Origin of the sequence: Ignatzschineria rhizosphaerae (assembly GCF_022655595.1) — a bacterium.
Taxonomy (GTDB): Bacteria; Pseudomonadota; Gammaproteobacteria; order Cardiobacteriales; family Wohlfahrtiimonadaceae; genus Ignatzschineria; species Ignatzschineria rhizosphaerae.
In genome coordinates, this window is the sequence record NZ_CP093379.1 from 1,721,788 (window position 1) to 1,743,606 (window position 21,819).

Here is a 21,819-nt window from a genome sequence, read left to right on the forward strand (position 1 = left end):
CTTTATTAATGAAACGTGTTGTTATTACAGGCCTTGGAATTGTGTCGAGCATCGGCAACAACAAAGATGAGGTCTTACAATCACTCCTCAATACACAATCTGGAATCGAGTTCTCGCAAGAAATGGCAGATCTTGGTTTCCGTTCACATGTACATGGTGCAGTTAATATCGATCTTGCCTCACAAATTGATCGTAAAGATTTTCGTTTTATGGCAGACGCTGCAGCCTATGCTTATATTGCAATGAAACAAGCAATCGAAGACTCAGGTCTTACAGAAGATCAAGTTTCAAACCCACGCACAGGATTGATTGTTGGTTCTGGTGGTGCTTCTACTAAAAATCAGATCGATAGTATTGATATCCTTCGTAAAAATGGTGCAACAAAGCGTATCGGCCCTTATATGGTAACTCGTACCATGGGTTCAACGGTTTCAGCTTGTTTAGCAACCCCTTTTAAAATCAAAGGTGTTAACTACTCTATTAGCTCAGCTTGTGCAACATCCATTCACTGTATTGGAAATGCTTACGAGCAGATCTTAATGGGGAAACAAGATGTCGTATTTGCAGGGGGTGGTGAAGAACTCCATCCTTATATGAGTGCAATGTTCGATGCGATGGGCGCTCTATCTTCTAAATACAATGACACCCCAGATGTAGCATCACGTGCTTATGATAAAGATCGTGATGGTTTTGTTATCTCTGGTGGTGGCGGTATTGTTGTTGTTGAAGAGCTTGAACATGCCCTTAAACGTGGCGCAACAATCTATGCTGAAATTACAGGCTATGGCGCAACTTCTGATGGTTATGATATGGTTGCCCCAAGTGGCGAAGGTGCGGAGCGCTGCATGCGTATGGCACTTGAAACTGTGAAGGGAGATATTGATTATATCAATACTCATGGTACTTCAACACCCGCAGGTGATGTTCCTGAGCTTGAAGCTATTGGTCGTGTTTTTGGAGACAAAGTTCCGGCAATTAGCTCCACAAAATCACTAACAGGTCACGCACTTGGTGCAGCAGGCGTTAATGAAACAATCTACTGCCTATTAATGATGCAAAACAACTTCATTACAGAAAGTGCCCATATTGATGAGGTTGATCCTAAACTTGCACATTTCCCAATCGTTCGTAAACGTGTCGACAATGCAAAACTCGACAATATTTTAAACAACGGTTTTGGTTTTGGCGGAACAAACTCAGCACTTGTTTTAAGTCGCTATAAAGGCTAATGCCTCATTAGTAAAACTAAGCTTTATATAATAATTAAAAAAGCCGATCTTATCTAAGATCGGCTTTTTATGATGCTTTTATAAGCTGTAGGATTTTATCGCGTTGTTTACAGTATTAGGAGAAAATACTGTTATGAATATCCATCGAAAAACAAAATTAACGCCGTTTCATCGAGAAGAGATTTGGCGATTACATCATCAAGAAAAATTTACCGTAACCTATCTAGCTGAGCGTTTTATGGTAAGCAGACCTACGATCTATAAAGTACTAAAACAAGGTAGATTGAACTTGTTTGTGCCATTAGCTAGTAAAAATGAACGTTATAGAACAATTAAGTATGGCATTAAACGTCTTGCAAAGATTGAAAAATCTATTGAAGAGAAACTTAAAAAGAGGGCTAAACGTTATAACAAAAACTATCCTGGCGAGATGGTCCATGTGGATACTAAACGGCTCCCTCTTTTAAAAGGGGATCTTAAAAATCGCACTAGAGAGTATTTATTTGTAGGAATTGATGATTTTTCAAGAGAACTTTATGCCGGTATTTATCCTGATAAATCACAGTTTAGTGCTGCTGAATTTCTTCGATGGGATCTGTTAGAACAGTGTCCCTATACTGTAGAATGCACCTATTCGGATAATGGGCGTGAGTATAAAGGTACATCAGAACATGCCTTTGTCGAAATGTGTCTAACACATAAGATTAATCAAAAGTTTACAAAGCCAGCTTGCCCTCAAACGAATGGAAAAGCAGAAAGAGTCATTCGAACACTCATGGAAATGTGGCATAATCAGGAAAAGTTTATCAGTTCAGATGATCGGAAAAAGAAGCTAAAACGATTTTTGAACTATTACAACACAGTAAAACCTCATAAGGGTATTAATGGTTTAACGCCTTATGAAGTTTTAGAAAATTATTTTAACACTGAAGTGTAAACAACCCGCCGATTTCTAACATATAAGCTTTGATCATTACGCAAAATCTTTTTTATAATCCATTCGATTTAAGAATCACTGATTTAAAAATCGCTATTTATAAAAGTAAAATAGTGCAATATATGTATCAAATTAGATTTGTACGATGCCAAATAGAACAATTCTTGCGTTTCTCATAATCGATACCCGGCAATCTAATTTCAGTCATTTTTAAACCAATTACACTATTAAACACTTAATATGTAATACTTAAAGATGATCCTCATCTTCAATATAAGGCTTAAAAGATTGCGCAGCTTTCACCGCACATTGCCAACCATGATAGAGTACATTTCGGGATTTAAGTGGCATATTGGGGCTATATTTTTGATCTAACGCCCAAATATTTTCAATCTCCTCTATAGAAGACCAATAACCCACAGCTAATCCTGCTAAATAAGCAGCTCCTAAGGCAGTTGTTTCACTCACACTCGGCCTATCAACCTCTACCCCCAAAATATCACTTTGAAACTGCATCAGAAAATTATTTAAAGATGCACCACCATCAACCCTTAGAGAGTTTAAAGATAAATCCGCATCTTTCTCCATCGCATGAAGAACATCACAAGTCTGATAGGCGATAGATTCTAAAGTAGCACGAATAAAATGCTCTTTCCCAGTTCCTCTTGTAATGCCAAATATCGCCCCCCTTGCATCAGGGTCCCAATAAGGCGTGCCAAGCCCGACAAATGCCGGAACAACATATACGCCATTTGTTGAATCGACTTTTTCAGCATAATCTTCAGACAAGCTCGTATCTTGAAACATTCTCAGCCCATCACGAAGCCACTGCACCGCAGATCCGGCAACAAATATAGAGCCCTCTAACGCATATTGCACCTTCCCATCAATGCCCCAAGCAAGCGTTGTAAGCAATCCACTTTCTGATTTTACTTTTTTAGTGCCAGTATTCATCAACATGAAACACCCTGTTCCATAGGTATTTTTGGCCATTCCTTCTTTAAAACACGCTTGCCCAAAAAGCGCTGCCTGCTGATCTCCGGCATTGCCTGAAATCGTCACGCTCTCCCCAAAAAAGTGTCTTGGTGCTGTGACACCATAAATTTCAGAGGAAGAGCAAACTTTCGGTAATAAGTTTTGGGGGATATTTAAAATCTGTAATAACTCCTCATCCCACTTAAGATCATAGATGTTATACATCAAAGTTCGGCTAGCATTAGAGTAATCCGTAATATGGACTTTACCCTCGGTTAACTTCCAAATTAACCATGTGTCAATTGTGCCAAATAAGAGATCCCCTTTCTCTGCTCGCGCTCTTGCCCCTTCCACATGATCTAAAATCCATGCTACCTTCGTTCCAGAAAAATATGGATCGATCACTAACCCTGTTTTTTCTTTAAATAACTGCTCATATCCTTTTGCCCGCAAAGCATCACAAATCGTATCTGTCTGCCTTGATTGCCAAACCAACGCATTATAAATGGGGATTCCTGTTTTTTTATCCCAAATAACCGTTGTCTCACGTTGATTTGTAATTCCTATCGTTGCAATCTGTTGAGGATCAATTCTATTTTCCGCAAGCACCTCTGTCATCACCGATAAAACGGAGGCCCAAATCTCGGTAGGATCATGCTCAACCCATCCTGGATGTGGAAATATTTGCCGAAACTCTCGCTGACTACTGCCTTTAATGTTACCAAGCCGATCAAAAATAATGGCTCTTGAACTAGTTGTTCCCTGATCAATGGCCATGACATACTTTTGCATAGAGGATCCTTTCTAATTTTTTACTCTCTAAAATACCATTTTCCATCAAAAAACTCATAACAACATCAGCTTCACGCCCCTACTCTATATAAAAATCTATTCAATAAATTTATCTTCTATCATTTACTAAATGATTACATCAAAATAATGCCTCAGAAAAGCAGTAAAAAAAATCACAAAAAAATAGATCTTTATCAAAGCCTAAAAGTTACAAATTACAGATAAAATGATCTCTCTCATAATTTTATCTCTCGGCTTATGAGCATTTTATAAAAGTACAGTTCTCATAGGAGAATTTGTCAAATTCTGCAAAGGCTCAACTAAAAATTATCATTAATACCTGATGACCTTGAAACTAAAAATAGATATAAAAAAAGAAGAGAAGAATCATACAGATAACAATATTTAACAATTAATCACTCAATACATCTATCATTAATAATTCCGGATAATATATACCCTTCACTTACCAAAATAGGTAAAACAAGACAATAAAAAACAATCTCCTGATAAATGCGCTCTACAAGCTATGTAAAGATGAATTACGACTAAAAGTTTTCAAAAGGAGTTTGAAATGACAAAAAGTCTATTACTTACGATGATATTTATGATTAACACCTTTGCTTTTGGGGAATACCAAATAGAAGGAAAAATCACCTTTATCGGAACTATTACAGAAGGAAGCTGCCTTCAAAAAGCGCCACAGAAGATCACAAAACAACACCGCTTACAGCATGCTAATGAACTATTTGATGATTGTGATTTAAATACAGGACTCAATGGTATAAAGTTCCCAAAAGCCTCTATCAAGCGCTTTATTCCTGCCACTGAAAAAGAAGCTAAACCAGATCCTTTCATTGAGCTACAACTTAGCAATATCTTAGATCACAGTAATTCTAGTAATCAGCATCCCATTTCAAAAAGAGATAAAAAAACTGACAATACTCCTTTAATCTATATTGCTGAATATAAATAGTTTATTAAATTAAAAATTCCTCTACATCCATAAAAAAATGCAAAATGCCGCAACAGCATTTTGCATTTATAACCTCTAAGTCAATCTTAAATAAACAGATTAAATCCCTTGTCCTAATAGCTTGCCATTCACCTCAACACCATAGAGATTCACGCCATCATTTGCATGATATTTATCACGAGTTTTCTCAACTGAACCATCTATAATACGCGGATCTTGTGGGCGCTCATGACTATTCATAAATGCCGCAACATCCCACGCTTGTTGATCTGTTAATGTTTCCCCTTTACCAAGTGGCATATTCGCTTTAATAAAGTCTGCGGCGGTATTAATGCGATGCATTCCCGCGCCCCAGTTAAAGGAATCTTTACCCCAAAGCGGTGGGAATACATAAAGCTCACCAACCATCTGTCCTAAGCCATCATCACCATGACAAACAGCGCAATTCTCTTTATAAACAACTTCCCCACGCTCAATGCTATAACCTGCTTCTGGCTGCTTCACCTCAGGATAACCACGTCCTGGTAATGAAACTCCTGTTGGCGCATTTTTAGCTAGCCAGTAAGAGTAAGTGATTAAAGCCGTCATTGCTTCGCTATCTGCAGCCGGCGCTGTTCCATTCATACTAAATTCAAAACAGCCCTGAATACGCTCAGCATAGGTGTTGACTTTATTATTTTTACTACGATAAGCAGGATACATAGGATATGCGCCCCATAAAGGTGCTGCATTTGCCATTTTACCTTGATCCATATGGCAGTTTACACAGTTCATACCATTGCCAACGTATTCTGGAACTTCTCGTTTTGTATCCACAAAAATTGCCTGCCCTTTACGGATCATATCACCATAAGCGTTATCAGGGATCTCACTGTCTAATGGAGGCTGATGATACTCTTCACCTGTCGCTATTTTTGGTGCATGAGGAATCTGAGACTGATCATCCATTGATACTGCGGCAGTTTGCGCTATCGCTACTGATGAGAGCAAAAGAGAGAGTGTTGATGCGATTAAAATATTTTTCATTAACAAAATCTCCTATTGTCCAACTTTTGAAAAGTACACAGCCACAGCTTTGATCTCTTCATCACTTAATGAACGAGCAATGTGCCCCATTAGATCTGCTTGGTCATTTTGGCGATTACCATTTTTCCAAGCATTCATCTGATTGACGATATAGATCTCACTTTGACCTGCAAGTTTAGGGAAAGTTTTACCAACCCCAATACCACCAGGACCATGACACGCCACACACTCTGGAATATTACGGCTCCAATCACCACGAAGGGCTAATTGACTTCCTAAATCTGTTGGTTGCGTAGAGCGTGGAATCATAGGAAGTTCTGGCGCAGGAAGTGCCTCCATATACTCCGTCACCGCCACAAGCTCATCTTCACTAATCGCAGCAGCAATACTATCCATCACAGGATGTTTGCGCTTTCTCTCTTGGAAATCACGAACTTGCTTTGCTAAATATTCGGCTGATTTCCCAGAAACACTAGGGTATCCTGCAGCTGCTAAACCTTCACCATTCATACCATGACAGGTCATACAAGCAATTGCCATAGGGATTTCCCCACCTTTCATATAGACTTTTTCTCCATCAGCTGCCTGACTCATTAACGGCAATACGCTCAAAAGAGAAAGATATGTCATTTTTTTTAAAAATTTCATAATCCCTCATTTATCAATAATGTACATCTATTGATTTTTTATTAGATTTAAATATCAATCCCCCTATATGAGGGGGATTATTCTGCTCTTGGTTTATATTATTTTTTTAGATATGTAACATTCTCCATTTGACGCAAAATCAAATTGTAATGTTGCATGCAGGCTATTTTATCAAAGAGGGAATACATACCAAACTAGTTTTGTATGTTTTGTTATTTCTGTAAGATGAGAAAATTCTGCATTAACCCTTATTTAGGCTATTTAGGAATAAATCATTGCTATCTATTCTCGATGATATGGATGATTATTGATAATACTCCACGCCCTAAAAAGTTGTTCTGCCATTAAAACTCGCACCATCGGATGAGGTAATGTTAACTTTGAAAGAGAGATAGATTGTTGAAAAAGCGCCTTAATTTCTGGAGAAAAGCCTTCAGGCCCCCCAATTAATAACGCCACATCTTGCCCTGATTGCATCCACGATTCCATTCGCTTACTCAGTTCAGGAGTCGTCATCTCTTTGCCAATGACATCTAACCCTACAATTAAACAGTTTTTAGGAATTGCCTTTAAAAGCTTATCGCCCTCTTCTTTTAAAATACGTTTAACATCTGCATTTTTCTTACGAACAAGTGCCGGCACTTCAATCAGCTTTAGCTCCACATCGTGACGCAATCTTCCTGCATAATCATCAAATCCTGTCTTTACCCATGCCGGCATATTGCTACCGACGGCAATTAGATAAACAATCATCTATTATCCTTTTATTTTAGTCTTTTATCTCGTTATCATTATTCTCATTTACCCAAAACGAAAGCAGGACGGAAAACCGTCCTGCCCCAAAATCTGAGAATAAAAACTTCTAATAGCTCATTAAACGACTATTCAGCACGTACAAAAATCTTCTCAAGATTATAAAAATCGCGTTTTTCTTCGGTTAAAAGATGCAGGACAATATCACCAAAATCAATTAAAACCCAATCAGAAGCAGTATTTACCCCTTCAACGCCTATTGGTTTAATTCCTGATTTCAACATCACTTCTTCTGCTTTACGCACCAAAGCTTTCAAATGTGGACCAGAGTTTGCTGAAGCCACAACGACCCAATCTGCGTAGCTTACGATCCCTTCGACATCAAATGCGAGAGGGTTAATTGCCTTCATCTCATCTAAACCATTTACTAACTTATCTTTTACTTCAGCGATCATACAGATTCCTTCTAATTAATTACTATGCCTATTGTAGTGAATTTCCGCCTGTTGAACAAATGAAGATTTAGCTCCATAATAAGATATCTATTTTTTGTGACATTAAAATCTTAATACAAGGGACATTCTTTTATGAGTCAATTTGACGAGTTGTATCGTGAAGCGCAGAAATACATCCCTGGTGGCGTTAACTCACCAGTTCGTGCATTTAAACAAGTAGGTGGCGCACCTGTCTTCTTCAAAAAAGGAGAAGGCGCTTATGTTTATGATGAAGCTGGGAAAAAATATATCGACTATGTTGGCTCTTGGGGCCCAATGATTGTCGGTCATACGCATCCTGAAGTGCTCGATGCGGTTATCGAAACTGCCAAAAATGGACTCTCTTTTGGGGCTCCGACTGTCTCTGAAACAGAACTTGCCAAACGTGTATTAGAACTCGTCCCATCGATGGATCAAGTGCGCATGGTTAGCTCTGGCACAGAAGCGACAATGAGCGCTATTCGCCTTGCTCGTGGCTATACAGGACGAGATAAAATCGTGAAATTTGAAGGTTGCTACCATGGCCACTCAGATTCACTTTTAGTCAAAGCCGGATCAGGCCTTTTAACCTTTGGCGAACCATCATCACCGGGCGTTCCTGCGGATTTAACACAACATACAATTGTGATTGAGTTTAATAACCCTGAAGCTGTTAAAGAAGCTTTTGCAAAATATGGTCAAGAGATTGCTTGCGTCATTATCGAACCGATTGCCGGCAATATGAACTGCATTCCACCACAACCAGGTTTTTTAGAAACCATTCGTGAAGAGTGCGACAAAGCAGGTTCCGTATTTATTATTGATGAAGTGATGACGGGTTTTCGTGTTGGTAAACATTCAGCACAGGGTCTTTATGGGGTAACACCCGATCTTTCTACCTTTGGTAAAGTGATCGGCGGCGGTATGCCGGTCGGTGCTTTTGGTGGTAAGAAAGCAATTATGGATCACCTATCCCCAAATGGCGCTGTTTACCAAGCAGGAACCCTATCAGGAAACCCGGTTGCAATGGTTGCGGGTATTAAAACTTTAGAATTAATCTCTAAAGAGGGTTTCTATGAAGATTTAGCGGCAAAAACAGATTACCTTGTTAAAGGTATTAAAGAAGTCTTTGCGAAACACAATAAACCGCTTAGTACGAATCATGTTTGCGGGATGTTTGGGCTCTTCTTTACAGATGGTGAAGTAAAAACCTTCTCAGATGCGACGAAATCAGATATTGAGTTCTTCCAAGCATTTTATCAAGGCTTATTAGAAGAAGGAATCTACTTAGCACCAAGCGCATTTGAAGCAGGCTTCATGTCAAGCGCGCACAGTTATGAAGATTTAGATGCAACCATTTCTGCAATGGATCGAGTCATTTCTAAAATGGCATAATTACCAATAGCAGGCTAAAATAGAGGGTGAATGTTTCAATCAACATTCACCCTTTTTATTTTCTAATCCAATATTAATAACAATCATTAATTTAAGAGCGAAAAAATCATGAAACAACCTTACTGGATTGCCCCTTCTATTCTCTCTGCGAACTTTGCTAAACTTGGCGAAGAAGTAGATGCAGTTTTAGCAGGTGGCGCAGATATCATTCATTTTGATGTGATGGATAATCACTATGTGGAAAACCTCACATTTGGCCCAATGATCTGCCAAGCACTCCGTGATTATGGCGTAACAGCACCGATTGATGTCCATTTAATGGTTAGTCCTGTGGATCGCATGATCGAAGCTTTTGCCAAAGCTGGCGCCACTTACATTACCTTTCACCCAGAAGCTTCCCTTCATGTAGATCGCTCCCTTCAACTTATTAAATCATTGGGCTGCAAAGCAGGATTAGTCTTAAACCCTGCCACCCCAATTAATGTTCTTGATCACGTTTGGGATTATCTCGACATGGTATTAGTGATGAGCGTAAACCCAGGCTTTGGCGGGCAAAAATTTATCCCAACAAGCTTAGATAAGCTCAAAACACTTCGAGCAATGATTGATGAGAAAACAGCGGGCACTGATCGTGAAATCCGCCTTGAAATTGATGGTGGCGTCAACGTTCATAATATTAAAGAGATTGCGGAAGCGGGTGCTGATACGTTTGTGGCAGGTAGTGCGATCTTTAATAGCGATCTTAGTTATCAAGACATCATTGGGAAAATGAAAGGTCAATTAGCATAAACTAATGACTCAATACTAAGTTAATAGCGTAATAGCAGCCTTCACAGCTCATTACGCTATTTTTATAGTGAAATCGGTTCAAAATAAGCTGACTCAAATGCCGACGCTCAGCGATGAGAAACAAAAAGTTGGTTCTACCTGGCACCTTGCAAGTCTGTTTAACACATTCTTTTATCAATTAATGCAAAGCTGGGGCGAATATTTCATGTTCTTGCTAAAACCTCCGCCAGCAATTTTTCTTAAACTGAATTTACCATAAACCCTCATGACATCATGCTATCCGCTCACCTCAAGCCATCTTATTGAGATCGTCTAGAATGCTCTCTTTAATTTTTTCTGAAAATGATCTCGTAACTCTCTACTATCAATAATAAAAGAAGAAAAAGTAAACTTTCATCTGAAAATAACTAAAACAAGAAAACTTATGAGAGAAGAAAATATGACAAATAGCACAAACTGGTTTGAGTCTGGTGGAGAGCAATATGCCCAATATCGACCTCAATATCCTGAATCTCTAGGAAAAGTTCTCGCGTCTCTCACAAAAGAGCGCCATAAAGCGCTCGATATTGGTTGCGGTACAGGTCAATTAACAACGATCTTAGCCAATCATTTTGACAAAGTTACCGGCATTGATCCTAGCGAAAGCCAAATTCATAACGCAAAGCCCCATCCTAATATATCCTATGATGTCGCTAATGCCGAAGAGCTCCCAACATCTCTCTCAGATATTAATTTAATTACCGTAGCTCAAGCTGCCCACTGGTTAGATCTTCCAAAATTCTATCAAGAGATTAAAAAAGTGAGTGCTCCCAATGCGCTACTAGCACTTATTAGCTACGGTATTTTACAGTCTGACGCTCATATTAAGGCAAGATTTGATCAGTTTTATCATCAAGAAATTGGATCATATTGGCCCAGTGAACGCAAAATGGTCGAAGAAGGCTATCAAAATATTCACTTTCCTTTCCCAGAAATTCCCGTGCAAGATGCTGAAATCAAGCTTGAATGGAATTTTGAAGCCTTCATGGGCTATATCTCCACTTGGTCTGCTGTTAGAAAAGCCCAAGATGCCGGAAAAACAGCCCTACTTCTAAGGTTTCATCAAGATATCCTTGAGCTATGGGGAGATCCTAAGCAGTTAAGAATCATGACTTGGCCTATCAAAATGCGAGTAGGAAAAATTCATGAGAGTTTGAGAAAAGATTCAGAAATAGACTATATCAAAGGCGATAGATTTTTCTAAACCTCTATTTAATAACTCACCTAAGCATCAATATTTCTTCCTATATTTATCTATTATAAATATCAAAGGAAAAAATAATGCTGGTGAATCTTCTGAAGCTTGCAAATCAAAAAGGGGCATCTGATCTTCATCTTTGCGTTAATCGCCCAGCATTTATTCGCCATAATGGAAACTTACAAGCCATTACCACCTCAAAACTACCAAAAGAGCCCCTTACTACCTGCTTACTCTCCCTCTTAACAGATAAGGAGCTAACGCATTTTCAGCAATCTCATGCTATTGACTTTGCCTGCACCTTGAAAATTAATAATGATATTGCGATTCGTCTTCGGGCGCATTTCTTTCAAAGCATGCAAGGATTAACGGCTGTCTTTCGCCTGATTCCCGAAACGATTAAAACTCTAGCGGCAATTCATGCGCCGCCCTTTTTAACAACACTCACTCAATCAAAAAGTGGATTAATACTGATCACCGGCGCAACTGGATCCGGTAAATCAACAACCCTCTCGGCGCTCATTCACGAGATCACTCAGCATCAAGAAAAACATATCATCACTATTGAAGACCCCATTGAAAGAATCTTTACATCAACAAAATCTCTGATAGAGCAGCGAGAACTCAACACTCATACAAATGCTTTTAATCATGCACTTAAAGACGCCTTACGAGCTGATCCTGACATTATTGTGATTGGCGAGCTAAGAGATAAGGCGACGGTGCATCTTGCGCTACAAGCTGCCGAAACGGGCCACTTAGTATTTGCGACACTTCATACACAATCTGCCTCTAAAACTATTGATCGACTCTTAAGCTACTTCCCTCTTGAGAGGGCTCTAGAAATTCGCAGCCAGCTTGCCGAAACATTAAAGGCGGTTATTGCGCAACAATTAATCACAATTGATGAACAACGTTATGCTTTATTTGAGATTATGACCGTCAATAGCGCAATTTCTAATCTAATAAGAGATAACCAAATCTCTCAAATAGCCAGTACTATTCAGACTAGTCGACAATTTGGCATGCAAACATTCTCACAACACCTAGAATTTTTACAAAAAAGTGGTATACTTTCCGACTTGTTAGCCGAAAAGGCACAAAATTTACTTAATCCCGAAATCTATTCGTAATCGAGCGTCAAATTATTGCAATAGGGAGAATTTTCCACTATAATTCGTGGGTTCAGTCCGCACATAAAGATTTTCTAGCTGGCGGCCGGGGTTAATATTACAATTAAGATCAGGGTTATTAATCATGAGTAAAGTATGTCAAGTAACTGGGAAAGGACCAATGACTGGTAACAACGTTTCCCACGCAAACAATAGAACACGTCGTCGTTTCCTTCCAAACCTTCAAGTTCATCGCTTATGGGTTGAGAGTGAGAATCGTTTCGTATCTCTTCGTATCTCTCCAGCTGGTCTTCGTACCATTGATAAAAAAGGTATCGACGCAGTTTTAGCAGATCTTCGCGCTAAGGGCGAAAAATTCTAAGGAGTAGATCATGAGAGAAAAAGTAAAATTAGTATCTTCAGCAGGTACAGGTCACTTCTACACGACCGATAAGAACAAACGTACAACAACTGAAAAGTTAGAATTCAAAAAATACGATCCAGTTGTTCGTAAACACGTTCTTTACACTGAAGCCCGCTTAAAATAAGATAGTATTAACCGGTCTCAGCAAAAAACTAGCTCTAGGGCTAGTTTTTTTTGCTTTCAGAAAAGGTAACTCATGGACTATGAGGCGACTAAATTAGAAGTTAATGTTATACTTTTCAGTTACATTTTAATGCTTTTACACGACTTGGAATTAGTAGATGAAACAGAGCTATCAACCAGAACAAATTGAAAAAAAGTGGTACCAATTTTGGGAACAAAATGATCTCTTCAAAGCAAATGGAGATACCTCAAAAGAACCGTACTGCATCGTTATTCCCCCACCTAATATTACGGGAAGCCTCCACATGGGGCATGCGTTTCAAGATACCATTATGGATCTTTTAATTCGCTATAACCGTATGCAAGGTAAAAATACTCTCTGGCAACCAGGTACGGACCATGCTGGTATTGCAACGCAGATGGTAGTTGAGAGACAACTCAATGCTAACGGACAAACTCGTCATGATTTAGGTCGTGATGCGTTTATCGAGCGTATTTGGGAGTGGAAAGAAGAATCTGGTGGTAATATCACGCAACAACTTCGCCGTATGGGTGCAAGCCCTGACTGGTCACGTGAACGCTTTACCATGGATCAAGGTCTCTCTGATGCAGTACAAAAAGTCTTTATCGAGCTCTATAAAGAGGGATTGATTTATCGTGGTAAACGCCTTGTAAACTGGGACCCTATCCTTAAAACTGCCGTTTCTGATATTGAAGTAGAATCTAAAGAAGAAGAGAGCTCAATGTGGCATCTTCGCTACCCGATTGCAGGAACTAATGAATACTTAGTCGTTGCCACAACTCGCCCTGAAACAATGCTTGGCGATACAGCTGTTGCTGTTCATCCTGAAGATGAACGCTACGCTAAATATATTGGGCAAATGATTGATCTTCCATTTTGTAATCGTCAAATCCCGATCATTGCAGATGATTATGTCGATCCTGAATTTGGAACAGGTTGCGTTAAAATTACGCCAGCTCATGACTTTAATGACTATGAGATGGGCGTTCGTCACAATTTACCCATGATCAACATCTTCACAGATGATGCGGCAATCAATGATGAAATGCCAGAAGCATATCGTGGACTTGATCGTTTTGATGCGCGTAAACAGCTTGTTGCAGATTTTGAAAAGATGGGCTTACTCGATAAAATCGAACCGCATAAACTTATGATCCCTCGTTGTGATCGCACCAATCAGATCGTTGAGCCTTACCTTACTGACCAGTGGTTTGTAGATGCAAAGACGCTAGCAAAACCTGCGATTGAAGCAGTTAAAAACAAAGATATTAAATTTATCCCCCAAAACTGGGAAAATACCTATTTTGAATGGATGAACAACATCCAAGATTGGTGTATCTCTCGTCAGCTTTGGTGGGGACATCGTATTCCTGCTTGGTATGATAATGAGGGTAATATCTATGTGGGTAAAGATGAAGAGACTGTCCGCCGTGAAAATAATATCGATGCAAGCGCTCAGCTTTCACAAGATGAAGATGTACTAGATACATGGTTCTCATCAGCACTCTGGCCTTTCTCCACACTTGGCTGGCCGGAGAAAACAAAAGAGCTTGAGACTTACTACCCAACATCTGTACTTGTAACAGGTTTTGATATTATCTTCTTCTGGGTTGCAAGAATGATCATGTTTGGCCTTCACTTTATGGATGAAATTCCTTTTAAAGAGGTCTACTTCCACGGACTTGTTCGTGACCAAGATGGTCAGAAGATGAGTAAATCAAAAGGGAACGTTTTAGACCCAATCGATCTTATCGATGGAATTGATCTTGAATCACTTGTTGAAAAACGTACAACAGGATTGATGCAACCACAAATGGCCGCTCGTATTGAAGCCGATACTCGTCGTCACTTCCCTGAAGGTATTAAAGCATTTGGAACAGACTCCCTTCGCTTTACCTTTACATCACTTGCGACAAATGGCCGCGATATTATCTTTGATGTCGGTCGTATTGAAGGGTACTCAAACTTCTGTAATAAGATCTGGAATGCATCACGCTTTGTCTTTATGAATACAGAAGAGAAAGATGTTCGGGAAAATGCCGCAAAACTTTCTCACATTGATCTATGGATTAACTCACGTTTAAGCCATATGCTCTCTGAAGTGAATCGTCACATTGAAGGCTATCGCTTTGACCTTGCGACAGCAGCGCTTTATGACTTTATCTGGCATGAGTTCTGTGACTGGTATCTTGAGCTAACAAAACCGATCTTAAATGGCGATTATAGTGAAGATGAGAAAGCAGCGACTCGCTATAACCTTCTCTTTGTTTTAGATGCTATTTTAAAAGCACTTCATCCATTTATGCCCTATATCACTGAAGAGATCTGGCAAAAACTCACTGAGATCGAATCTAGCCTTAAAACAAGCGTTAGTATCTCTGTTGCAAGCTTCCCGAAAGTAGAAGCTCGTGATACAGCGCTTGAAGCTGAAGTTGAGTGGTTACAAGATGTTCTATTAGCTGTTCGCCGCATTCGTGGTGAGATGAATATCTCTCCTGGAAAACCGCTTGATGTGCTTTATGAAAATGCTTCAACACAAGATCTTGAGCGTATTGAGAAAAATATGAATTTCTTACAACGCATGGGACGCCTAGAGAGCTTTACAAAAGTAGAAGGCACAGCCCCTGAATCTGCGGTTGTTGTCATTGGTAAAATGCGCCTCTTAATTCCACTTGCGGGGCTTATCGATAAAACACAAGAGCTTGCTCGATTAAATCGTGAAATCGGTAAAATTGAACCCATGATTAAAGCACTTACAGGAAAACTTTCAAATCCTGGCTTTACCGATAAAGCACCGGCAGCTGTGGTTGAAGGTGAACGTGCTAAACTTCAAGATGCTGAAAATCAGCTTCAAGAATTAAAACAACAACTTATCAAAATTGAAGCACTCTAAAATAGATTTAGGGGTGCCCTTCCAAGTCCACCACTAACTATTTTATGTACAAATAACAATCAAAGAGCCACTAAATCTAGTTGCTCTTTTTTTATGAGCAAGCTACCCTATAAAACATTGAATACCCTCATAGATACAGAATTTCAAGGCGATTGTTATTTTTTTAAAGTGTTGTTTATCAGCCATTTATTTAAAAATTTCATGAAAAAGTCATAATTTTTTCTAGATTTCTCTTCTATAGAGAATTATCCTATGGGGTCTTTTGTTTTAATAATTGTAGAGCAATGAGGAGCAACCATGAGCTTTATCACTTGGCTAGTAGGCCCAATTAACGACTTTATTTGGACTTATATTCTAATCGCCTTCCTTCTAGCCTTAGGCGTCTACTTTACCATCAGAACTCGTTTTATCCAGATTAGACTCTTTAAAGAGATGCTCAGAGTTACCATTGAAAAAAATCCTGGGAACGATGGCGTTTCAGCCTTCCAAGCATTTACCATTAGTGCCGCTAGCCGCGTAGGTACGGGAAATATTGCAGGAGTAGCACTTGCAATTGCAGTCGGTGGTCCTGGCGCTGTATTTTGGATGTGGATGATTGCACTCCTTGGAATGTCTACTGCATTTATCGAAAGTACACTAGCTCAAGTCTATAAAGTAAAAGATGGTGAAAACTTTCGCGGTGGTCCTGCTTACTATATGAAAAAAGCATTAGGCTGGGAAAAGCTCGGCGTTATCTTTGCGATCCTCCTAACGATTACTTTTGGCTTTATCTTTAACTCTGTACAATCTAATACAATCGCCCAATCTTTTAACTCTGTCTTTGGCTTTGACACCATCTATATTGGCGCAGCTTTAGTCGTTGCTACCGGCATTATCATCTTCGGAGGCGTTCGCCGCGTGGTAAGTTTTACACAAGTTTGCGTACCTGTTATGGCTGTATTTTATGTGGGTATTGCCCTTTATGTTGTGGCAATCAATATCACAAAAGTCCCTGAGATGTTTCTACTCATTGTTGAAAGCGCCTTTGGATTAAAAGAATTTGCTGGAGGCGGTTTAGGAATTGCTATTATGCAAGGTGCTCGCCGTGGGCTTTTTTCCAATGAAGCAGGAATGGGATCTGTTCCTAATGCCGCCGCTACAGCAAATGTAACGCATCCTGCAAAACAAGGCTTAGTACAGAGCTTAGGCGTATTTTTCGATACCATTATTGTCTGTTCTGCTACAGCCTTTATTATTCTCTTGTCAGGGCTTTACACAGGCGATGCCCATGGTGATGGCGTGATCTTAACCCAGCATTCTCTTGCGCTTCAAGTGGGCGAATGGGCAAAATACTTTATCTCAATTGCGATTCTCTTTTTTGCATTTAGCTCTATTATTGGAAACTATTACTATGGTGAAACCAATATTGAGTTTATTCAAAACAACTCCTCAGCACTACTTTTTTATCGCCTTTTAGTTCTAGCGATGGTGATGTTTGGGGCTATTATGAGTATGAAAACTGTTTGGAACCTTGCCGATCTATTTATGGGATTGATGACCATTATTAACTTAGTCGTCATTGCGGTTCTCGGTAATGTTGCCTTTAAAGTGGCAGATGATTTTTACCGACAATTGAAGATGGGGAAAGATCCTGTCTTTAAAGCTAAAAATATCAAAGGCTTAAAAAATACAGATTGTTGGGATGATTAAAGCTGTAGCTTTTGTCCTAAAGACAAGAAGTGATCTATAAATAGTCAAAAGGATGCGATAAGCATCCTTTTTTATACCTTTTTACCTCAAATAGCGCTAAAATGCGCTCTCATTAATGTAACGATTGCTCTCTTATTAAAGGATCTGTCCATGCAATTTAAATTACTATCTATAGAGACCTTCCCTGAAGTGACGATGTCTGATTTTCCTATGACGCTTCAAAATACCCAATCATGGCTTACTGAAATGGATATGCTCTTAGATGGTTATCAAGACTTTGTCTTGGTCTACAATGCCACAGATCTTTGCCAAACTGAACAGCAAAATAAAGAGGAAATGAAGGCTTGTTGCCAACTTGTGACGCAATGGGTCCATGAAAAAAGAGCGCTATTAAAACAGAAATGCCGGGGGATTATCTTACCTATTCAAGAGGGTACCAATGATCTTACGATCATCGAAGTCTATCGTGAAGAGATTGAGTCTTATTATAAAATTCCTACAGAAGTTCTCTATCACCCTCAAGATTTACCATTACTAGCACATGCCTTGATTCATGATTGTTGGGATGCGCATTCGATGCATCTTCATAAAGTGCCGGCATTATAAAGATCAAAAAAGTGTGTGAAAATTCAAAAATAAAAGCCTTGATTTTTCATAAAATAGCGCTTTTATGGCAACTTTAAATAATGATTTAAATTAAATATTGGGATGAAGCAATCATCCCTTTTTTTTAAGAAAAAGCTGTTTGATAACAAAACTCAAATGAGATAGATTGACAAATAACATCACATTTAAAGAGTTTTTATCTATGCCATTCAAGCTACTGTCTCTTCAAAATTACCCAGAAGTCACCATCTCTAAATTTCCAATTACGCTGCCTGAAATGAATTTATGGCTCACAGAGATGAATGAGCTATTAGCACAATATCAAGACTTTGTCTTGATCTACCCGACCTTTGATCCTCTATATTTTGATCAAGCAGAACCTCAATCGCTCAAAGCTGCTCGTAAAATGGCTTTAGCTTGGTTTCAAGAAAATCGAGCATTATTAAAAATAAAATGCCGAGGCATTATCTTACCCATAAAAGAAGATGATAGTGATCTTCCTATTATCGAGATTCATCGTGACGAATTAGAGTCTTTCTACCGCATTCCCACAGAAATTCTCTATCATCCTAAAGATCTCACAACCCTCTCTAGCGCCCTTCTTTATGATTTTTGGGATATGCCTACAGCTGGCATCCATAAAATCTCTTCCTAACTTATAAAATCAGACTATTTATTAAAGGATTCTCCTATGAACTTCCAAATCCTCTCTATTGAGAACTTCCCACAAGTTAATATTACCAACTTTCCTAATAGCGTTGAAACAACAGATCAATGGTTAAAAGAGATGGAATATCTTTTTCATCACCATGAAAATTTTGTGCTCTTTTACCCCACCTTTGACCCTGAGGCCTTTGCCAATATCGACCCAGAAGTCTCGCAAGCTGCCCGCAAACAGATTATTTTATGGCTCAAGAAAAATCGCGATCTCTTTAAAGAAAAATGCAAAGGCATCATTCTCCCCACACAAGCCGATCAGAGCGATTTAGAGATCATCAAAGCCCAAGTATCCCAAGTAGAAACTGTCTACCGAGTGCCGGCTAGAGTCCTCTTAAATGAAGCGGATAAAACAAGCTTAATCCAAGAACTAATGGCCGCTTAAATAAAGGTTATTGATTGAATATCTTATGGGGAAACCGGTTTAAAAGTGACTGAACAAGACTCCCGGCGCATCGGTTATCAGAAGTACAGAAGTCGTTCTATCCGGCATTGTGCAAACTAGTTTGATTCATACACTGTCCTGTTTTATTTTTAAGATAGTTTTTCTTAAACCGAATCGATTATATTAGTAATAGCTCAAAAAAAAGAGAAGGCTTATAAAAGACCTTCTCTTTTTGCAACTTGATATATCATCGCCGGCGACCGCTCGGCGGGCTTTTAAGAAAAACTACTCTTCATCATCCATAATTTTACTCCCATTCTACAGTTGCAGGGGGTTTACTCGTAATGTCGTAAACCACGCGATTAATATGTTTCACTTCATTGACCATTCTTACAGAAACTTTCTGTAAAATATCCCATGGAATACGCGCAAAATCAGCTGTCATTCCATCAATTGAAGTAATGGCTCTAATGGCGATAGTGTAATCATAGGTACGGGAATCCCCCATCACACCAACGCTTCTCAAGCCAGTTAATACCGTAAAGTATTGCCAGATGTCCCCTTCTAAGCCGGCAATCTTAATCTCTTCTCTTAAGATAGCATCACTTTCACGAACAATCTCTAATTTTTCTTCGGTGATATCACCAAGCACACGAATCCCAAGACCAGGTCCTGGAAATGGTTGTCGCCATACTAAATCATGCGGCATTCCAAGCTCAATTCCAAGGGCCCGCACCTCATCTTTAAAGAGCGTCTTAAGTGGCTCAATAAGCTTAAACTTCATATCTTCCGGCAAGCCACCGACATTATGATGGGATTTAATTGTTTCTGCCGTATCTGTGCCGCTTTCAATAATATCGGTATAGAGCGTTCCTTGCGCAAGGAAATCAATATCTTGAAGTTTTTTCGCTTCATCATCAAAAAGATAGATAAACTCATTACCGATAATTTTACGTTTTTGCTCAGGGTCACTTACCCCTTTAAGCTTTTCTAAGAAGCGATCCTTTGCATTGACCCGAATAATATTGAGCCCAAATTTACCGGCAAGACTCTCCATTACCTGATCCCCTTCCCCTTTACGAAGTAAGCCGTGATCCACAAAAACACAGGTTAACTGATCGCCAATGGCTTTTTGCAACAAAACACCCACAACACTGGAATCAACGCCGCCAGAAAGGGCTAAAAGGACCTTTTTATCTCCCACAAGATCACGAATTTTTTGGATCTCTTGCTGAATAAAGGTATCCATATGCCAACTATCAGAGCAGCCGCAAATTTCATAAGCAAAGTTCTTTAGAAGGTCTAAACCATACTCTGAATGTTTGACTTCTGGATGGAATTGAACACCATAAAAATTTCGCTCCACGCATTCCATCGCCGCAATCGGACAATCACTACTATAAGCTGTTACTTCAAAACCCTGAGGAACTTTTGTCACTAAATCCCCATGGCTCATCCAAACAGATTGCTTTTCTGGTAATTTTGCGAACATCGTCGTCTTTTTAGGGTCGATATGCAAAAATGCTAATCCATATTCACGATTCGCCGCTTTCTCAACTTTACCGCCAAGTATATGCGTCATCAACTGCATTCCATAGCAGATTCCTAATACCGGAATACCAAGATTAAAAATCTCAGGATCAATAGAAAATGCATTCTCTGCATAAACACTATTTGGGCCACCCGATAAAATAATGCCAGATGGCTTCAACGCAGCTAACTCTTTTGCCGAGATTTTATGAGAAATCAATTCTGAAAAGACCCCGATTTCACGAATTCTTCGTGTGATTAATTGGTTATATTGGCTGCCGTAATCTAATACGATGATCTTTTCCATCAAATGTGCTCCTTAAAGCATGGTTTACAAACACTTAACGTATTATATAAAATTCTCCCCAAAATACGATCTTTCTAAAGAAATTTTATAAAGAAGGCGCAATCTCCCTTACTTTATAAATTTTTTAAAAGAAGTCAGAAAAATGTGCCAATAACCCCATTGTTCCAGTTTTGATATATCCCTCACCCACTAATACCACAAAGATGTAGATCGATAGAGAGATCGTTACTAACGCTAAAAGTAATCCGAAAAGGCTGCCTTGCTTTGAAGGGCTACCATAGCGATTATCCCCCTTACTTCCGGGGTAAAAGGATAAAGCGATTTCTAACGCCGCAATAAGTAGAGGCCCAACAATGGGGATAAACAATAATAATGCCAAAAGGCTCCACCAACCAGAGCAATTAAGATCATGTAAACGTAAAATCATTGCTCGAAGTGTTAACAAACCAAAAGGGAGCATCAAGCCTATCAAAAAAATCATCGCTTCTATAAAAGAGGGCGTTAAGGCACCTATAATTAATAACCCGCTCCATAGAAAAGGGAGTGCCAGCAATTGAATTTGCCACAGTGAATTTAAGTAATTTAATCGACCATAGCGCCCTTTTAAACTGATATGAAATACGTAAGGGGCTAACTTTTCTTGAGCTTTATATTCCTTTAACTCATTAGAAGCCCATGACTTGATACTGACCTCAATATCAACATCTTCTTCCGCTTTCATTTCTCTGCTTTGAGATTCTTTCATCTTTATCCTTTCAATCATGACGCCTTAAAAGTATCC

Annotated in this window: 21 protein-coding genes; 14 read left to right on the forward strand and 7 right to left on the reverse strand. The window is 39.1% G+C overall.

The genetic code is table 11. The features are described from left to right. Positions 1-8: 8 nt before the first annotated feature. Both fabB and MMG00_RS07470 read left to right on the forward strand, forming a co-directional pair. Positions 9-1,229 carry a beta-ketoacyl-ACP synthase I gene (fabB, locus tag MMG00_RS07465; protein ID WP_242146972.1) on the forward strand — a complete coding sequence of 407 codons (1,221 nt, stop codon included), beginning with the start codon at positions 9-11 and terminating at the stop codon, positions 1,227-1,229. 133 nt (positions 1,230-1,362) lie between these two features. Further along, the gene (locus tag MMG00_RS07470) at positions 1,363-2,166 is read left to right on the forward strand and encodes an integrase core domain-containing protein (protein ID WP_432805942.1); all 804 of its coding nucleotides are present in this window, start codon (positions 1,363-1,365) and stop codon (positions 2,164-2,166) included. Between the two features lie 249 nt (positions 2,167-2,415). Here MMG00_RS07470 and glpK read toward each other — a convergent pair whose 3' ends face one another. Further along, positions 2,416-3,933, reverse strand: coding sequence for a glycerol kinase GlpK (gene glpK, locus MMG00_RS07475; protein WP_242146975.1), 1,518 nt, complete (start codon positions 3,931-3,933; stop codon positions 2,416-2,418). Between the two features lie 574 nt (positions 3,934-4,507). On the opposite strand from glpK, the gene MMG00_RS07480 reads away from it, so the two are divergent. After that, positions 4,508-4,909, forward strand: a complete 402-nt coding sequence (locus MMG00_RS07480; RefSeq protein WP_242146978.1) for a hypothetical protein — start codon at positions 4,508-4,510, stop codon at positions 4,907-4,909. A 99-nt stretch (positions 4,910-5,008) separates the two neighbouring features. Here the strand turns inward: MMG00_RS07480 and MMG00_RS07485 are convergent, their stop codons facing one another. The 4 genes from MMG00_RS07485 to rsfS form a co-directional block, all read right to left on the reverse strand. After that, positions 5,009-5,935, reverse strand: a complete 927-nt coding sequence (locus MMG00_RS07485; protein WP_242146980.1) for a c-type cytochrome — start codon at positions 5,933-5,935, stop codon at positions 5,009-5,011. Positions 5,936-5,947: 12 nt separating this feature from the next. Beyond that, entirely contained in the window at positions 5,948-6,583 is a 636-nt protein-coding gene (locus MMG00_RS07490; RefSeq protein ID WP_242146982.1) for a c-type cytochrome, read from the reverse strand. A gap of 282 nt (positions 6,584-6,865) precedes the next feature. Next, positions 6,866-7,336 carry a 23S rRNA (pseudouridine(1915)-N(3))-methyltransferase RlmH gene (rlmH, locus tag MMG00_RS07495; protein ID WP_242146984.1) on the reverse strand — a complete coding sequence of 157 codons (471 nt, stop codon included), beginning with the start codon at positions 7,334-7,336 and terminating at the stop codon, positions 6,866-6,868. A 128-nt stretch (positions 7,337-7,464) separates the two neighbouring features. Then, positions 7,465-7,791, reverse strand: coding sequence for a ribosome silencing factor (rsfS, locus tag MMG00_RS07500; RefSeq protein ID WP_242146987.1), 327 nt, complete (start codon positions 7,789-7,791; stop codon positions 7,465-7,467). Positions 7,792-7,923: 132 nt separating this feature from the next. Here rsfS and hemL point away from each other — a divergent pair, with 132 nt between their 5' ends. The 11 genes from hemL (at position 7,924) to MMG00_RS07555 (ending at position 19,201) form a co-directional block, all read left to right on the forward strand. Further along, positions 7,924-9,204 carry a glutamate-1-semialdehyde 2,1-aminomutase gene (gene hemL / locus MMG00_RS07505; RefSeq protein WP_242146989.1) on the forward strand — a complete coding sequence of 427 codons (1,281 nt, stop codon included), beginning with the start codon at positions 7,924-7,926 and terminating at the stop codon, positions 9,202-9,204. A gap of 108 nt (positions 9,205-9,312) precedes the next feature. Further along, positions 9,313-9,993 carry a ribulose-phosphate 3-epimerase gene (gene rpe / locus MMG00_RS07510; RefSeq protein WP_242146991.1) on the forward strand — a complete coding sequence of 227 codons (681 nt, stop codon included), beginning with the start codon at positions 9,313-9,315 and terminating at the stop codon, positions 9,991-9,993. 439 nt (positions 9,994-10,432) lie between these two features. Then, the gene (locus MMG00_RS07515; protein WP_242146993.1) at positions 10,433-11,236 is read left to right on the forward strand and encodes a class I SAM-dependent methyltransferase; all 804 of its coding nucleotides are present in this window, start codon (positions 10,433-10,435) and stop codon (positions 11,234-11,236) included. A gap of 77 nt (positions 11,237-11,313) precedes the next feature. Beyond that, positions 11,314-12,363 carry a type IV pilus twitching motility protein PilT gene (locus tag MMG00_RS07520; RefSeq protein ID WP_242146995.1) on the forward strand — a complete coding sequence of 350 codons (1,050 nt, stop codon included), beginning with the start codon at positions 11,314-11,316 and terminating at the stop codon, positions 12,361-12,363. 124 nt (positions 12,364-12,487) lie between these two features. After that, positions 12,488-12,724: a 50S ribosomal protein L28 gene (gene rpmB, locus MMG00_RS07525; protein ID WP_242146997.1), complete on the forward strand. Its 237-nt coding sequence runs from the start codon at positions 12,488-12,490 to the stop codon at positions 12,722-12,724. A 10-nt stretch (positions 12,725-12,734) separates the two neighbouring features. Further along, positions 12,735-12,890, forward strand: a complete 156-nt coding sequence (gene rpmG, locus MMG00_RS07530; RefSeq protein ID WP_242146999.1) for a 50S ribosomal protein L33 — start codon at positions 12,735-12,737, stop codon at positions 12,888-12,890. Between the two features lie 157 nt (positions 12,891-13,047). Then, positions 13,048-15,804, forward strand: a complete 2,757-nt coding sequence (locus tag MMG00_RS07535; protein ID WP_242147001.1) for a valine--tRNA ligase — start codon at positions 13,048-13,050, stop codon at positions 15,802-15,804. A gap of 297 nt (positions 15,805-16,101) precedes the next feature. Then, the gene (locus MMG00_RS07540) at positions 16,102-17,493 is read left to right on the forward strand and encodes an alanine/glycine:cation symporter family protein (protein WP_242147003.1); all 1,392 of its coding nucleotides are present in this window, start codon (positions 16,102-16,104) and stop codon (positions 17,491-17,493) included. Between the two features lie 150 nt (positions 17,494-17,643). Then, entirely contained in the window at positions 17,644-18,099 is a 456-nt protein-coding gene (locus tag MMG00_RS07545; RefSeq protein WP_242147006.1) for a hypothetical protein, read from the forward strand. A gap of 166 nt (positions 18,100-18,265) precedes the next feature. Next, entirely contained in the window at positions 18,266-18,754 is a 489-nt protein-coding gene (locus tag MMG00_RS07550; RefSeq protein ID WP_242147009.1) for a hypothetical protein, read from the forward strand. Between the two features lie 36 nt (positions 18,755-18,790). Next, positions 18,791-19,201 (forward strand): hypothetical protein, encoded by a 411-nt coding sequence (locus MMG00_RS07555; RefSeq protein ID WP_242147012.1) that lies wholly within the window; start codon positions 18,791-18,793, stop codon positions 19,199-19,201. A gap of 307 nt (positions 19,202-19,508) precedes the next feature. Here the strand turns inward: MMG00_RS07555 and guaA are convergent, their stop codons facing one another. Beyond that, entirely contained in the window at positions 19,509-21,038 is a 1,530-nt protein-coding gene (guaA, locus tag MMG00_RS07560) for a glutamine-hydrolyzing GMP synthase (protein WP_242147014.1), read from the reverse strand. Positions 21,039-21,162: 124 nt separating this feature from the next. Continuing rightward, positions 21,163-21,783 carry a DUF805 domain-containing protein gene (locus tag MMG00_RS07565; RefSeq protein WP_242147016.1) on the reverse strand — a complete coding sequence of 207 codons (621 nt, stop codon included), beginning with the start codon at positions 21,781-21,783 and terminating at the stop codon, positions 21,163-21,165. Positions 21,784-21,819 lie beyond the last annotated feature (36 nt).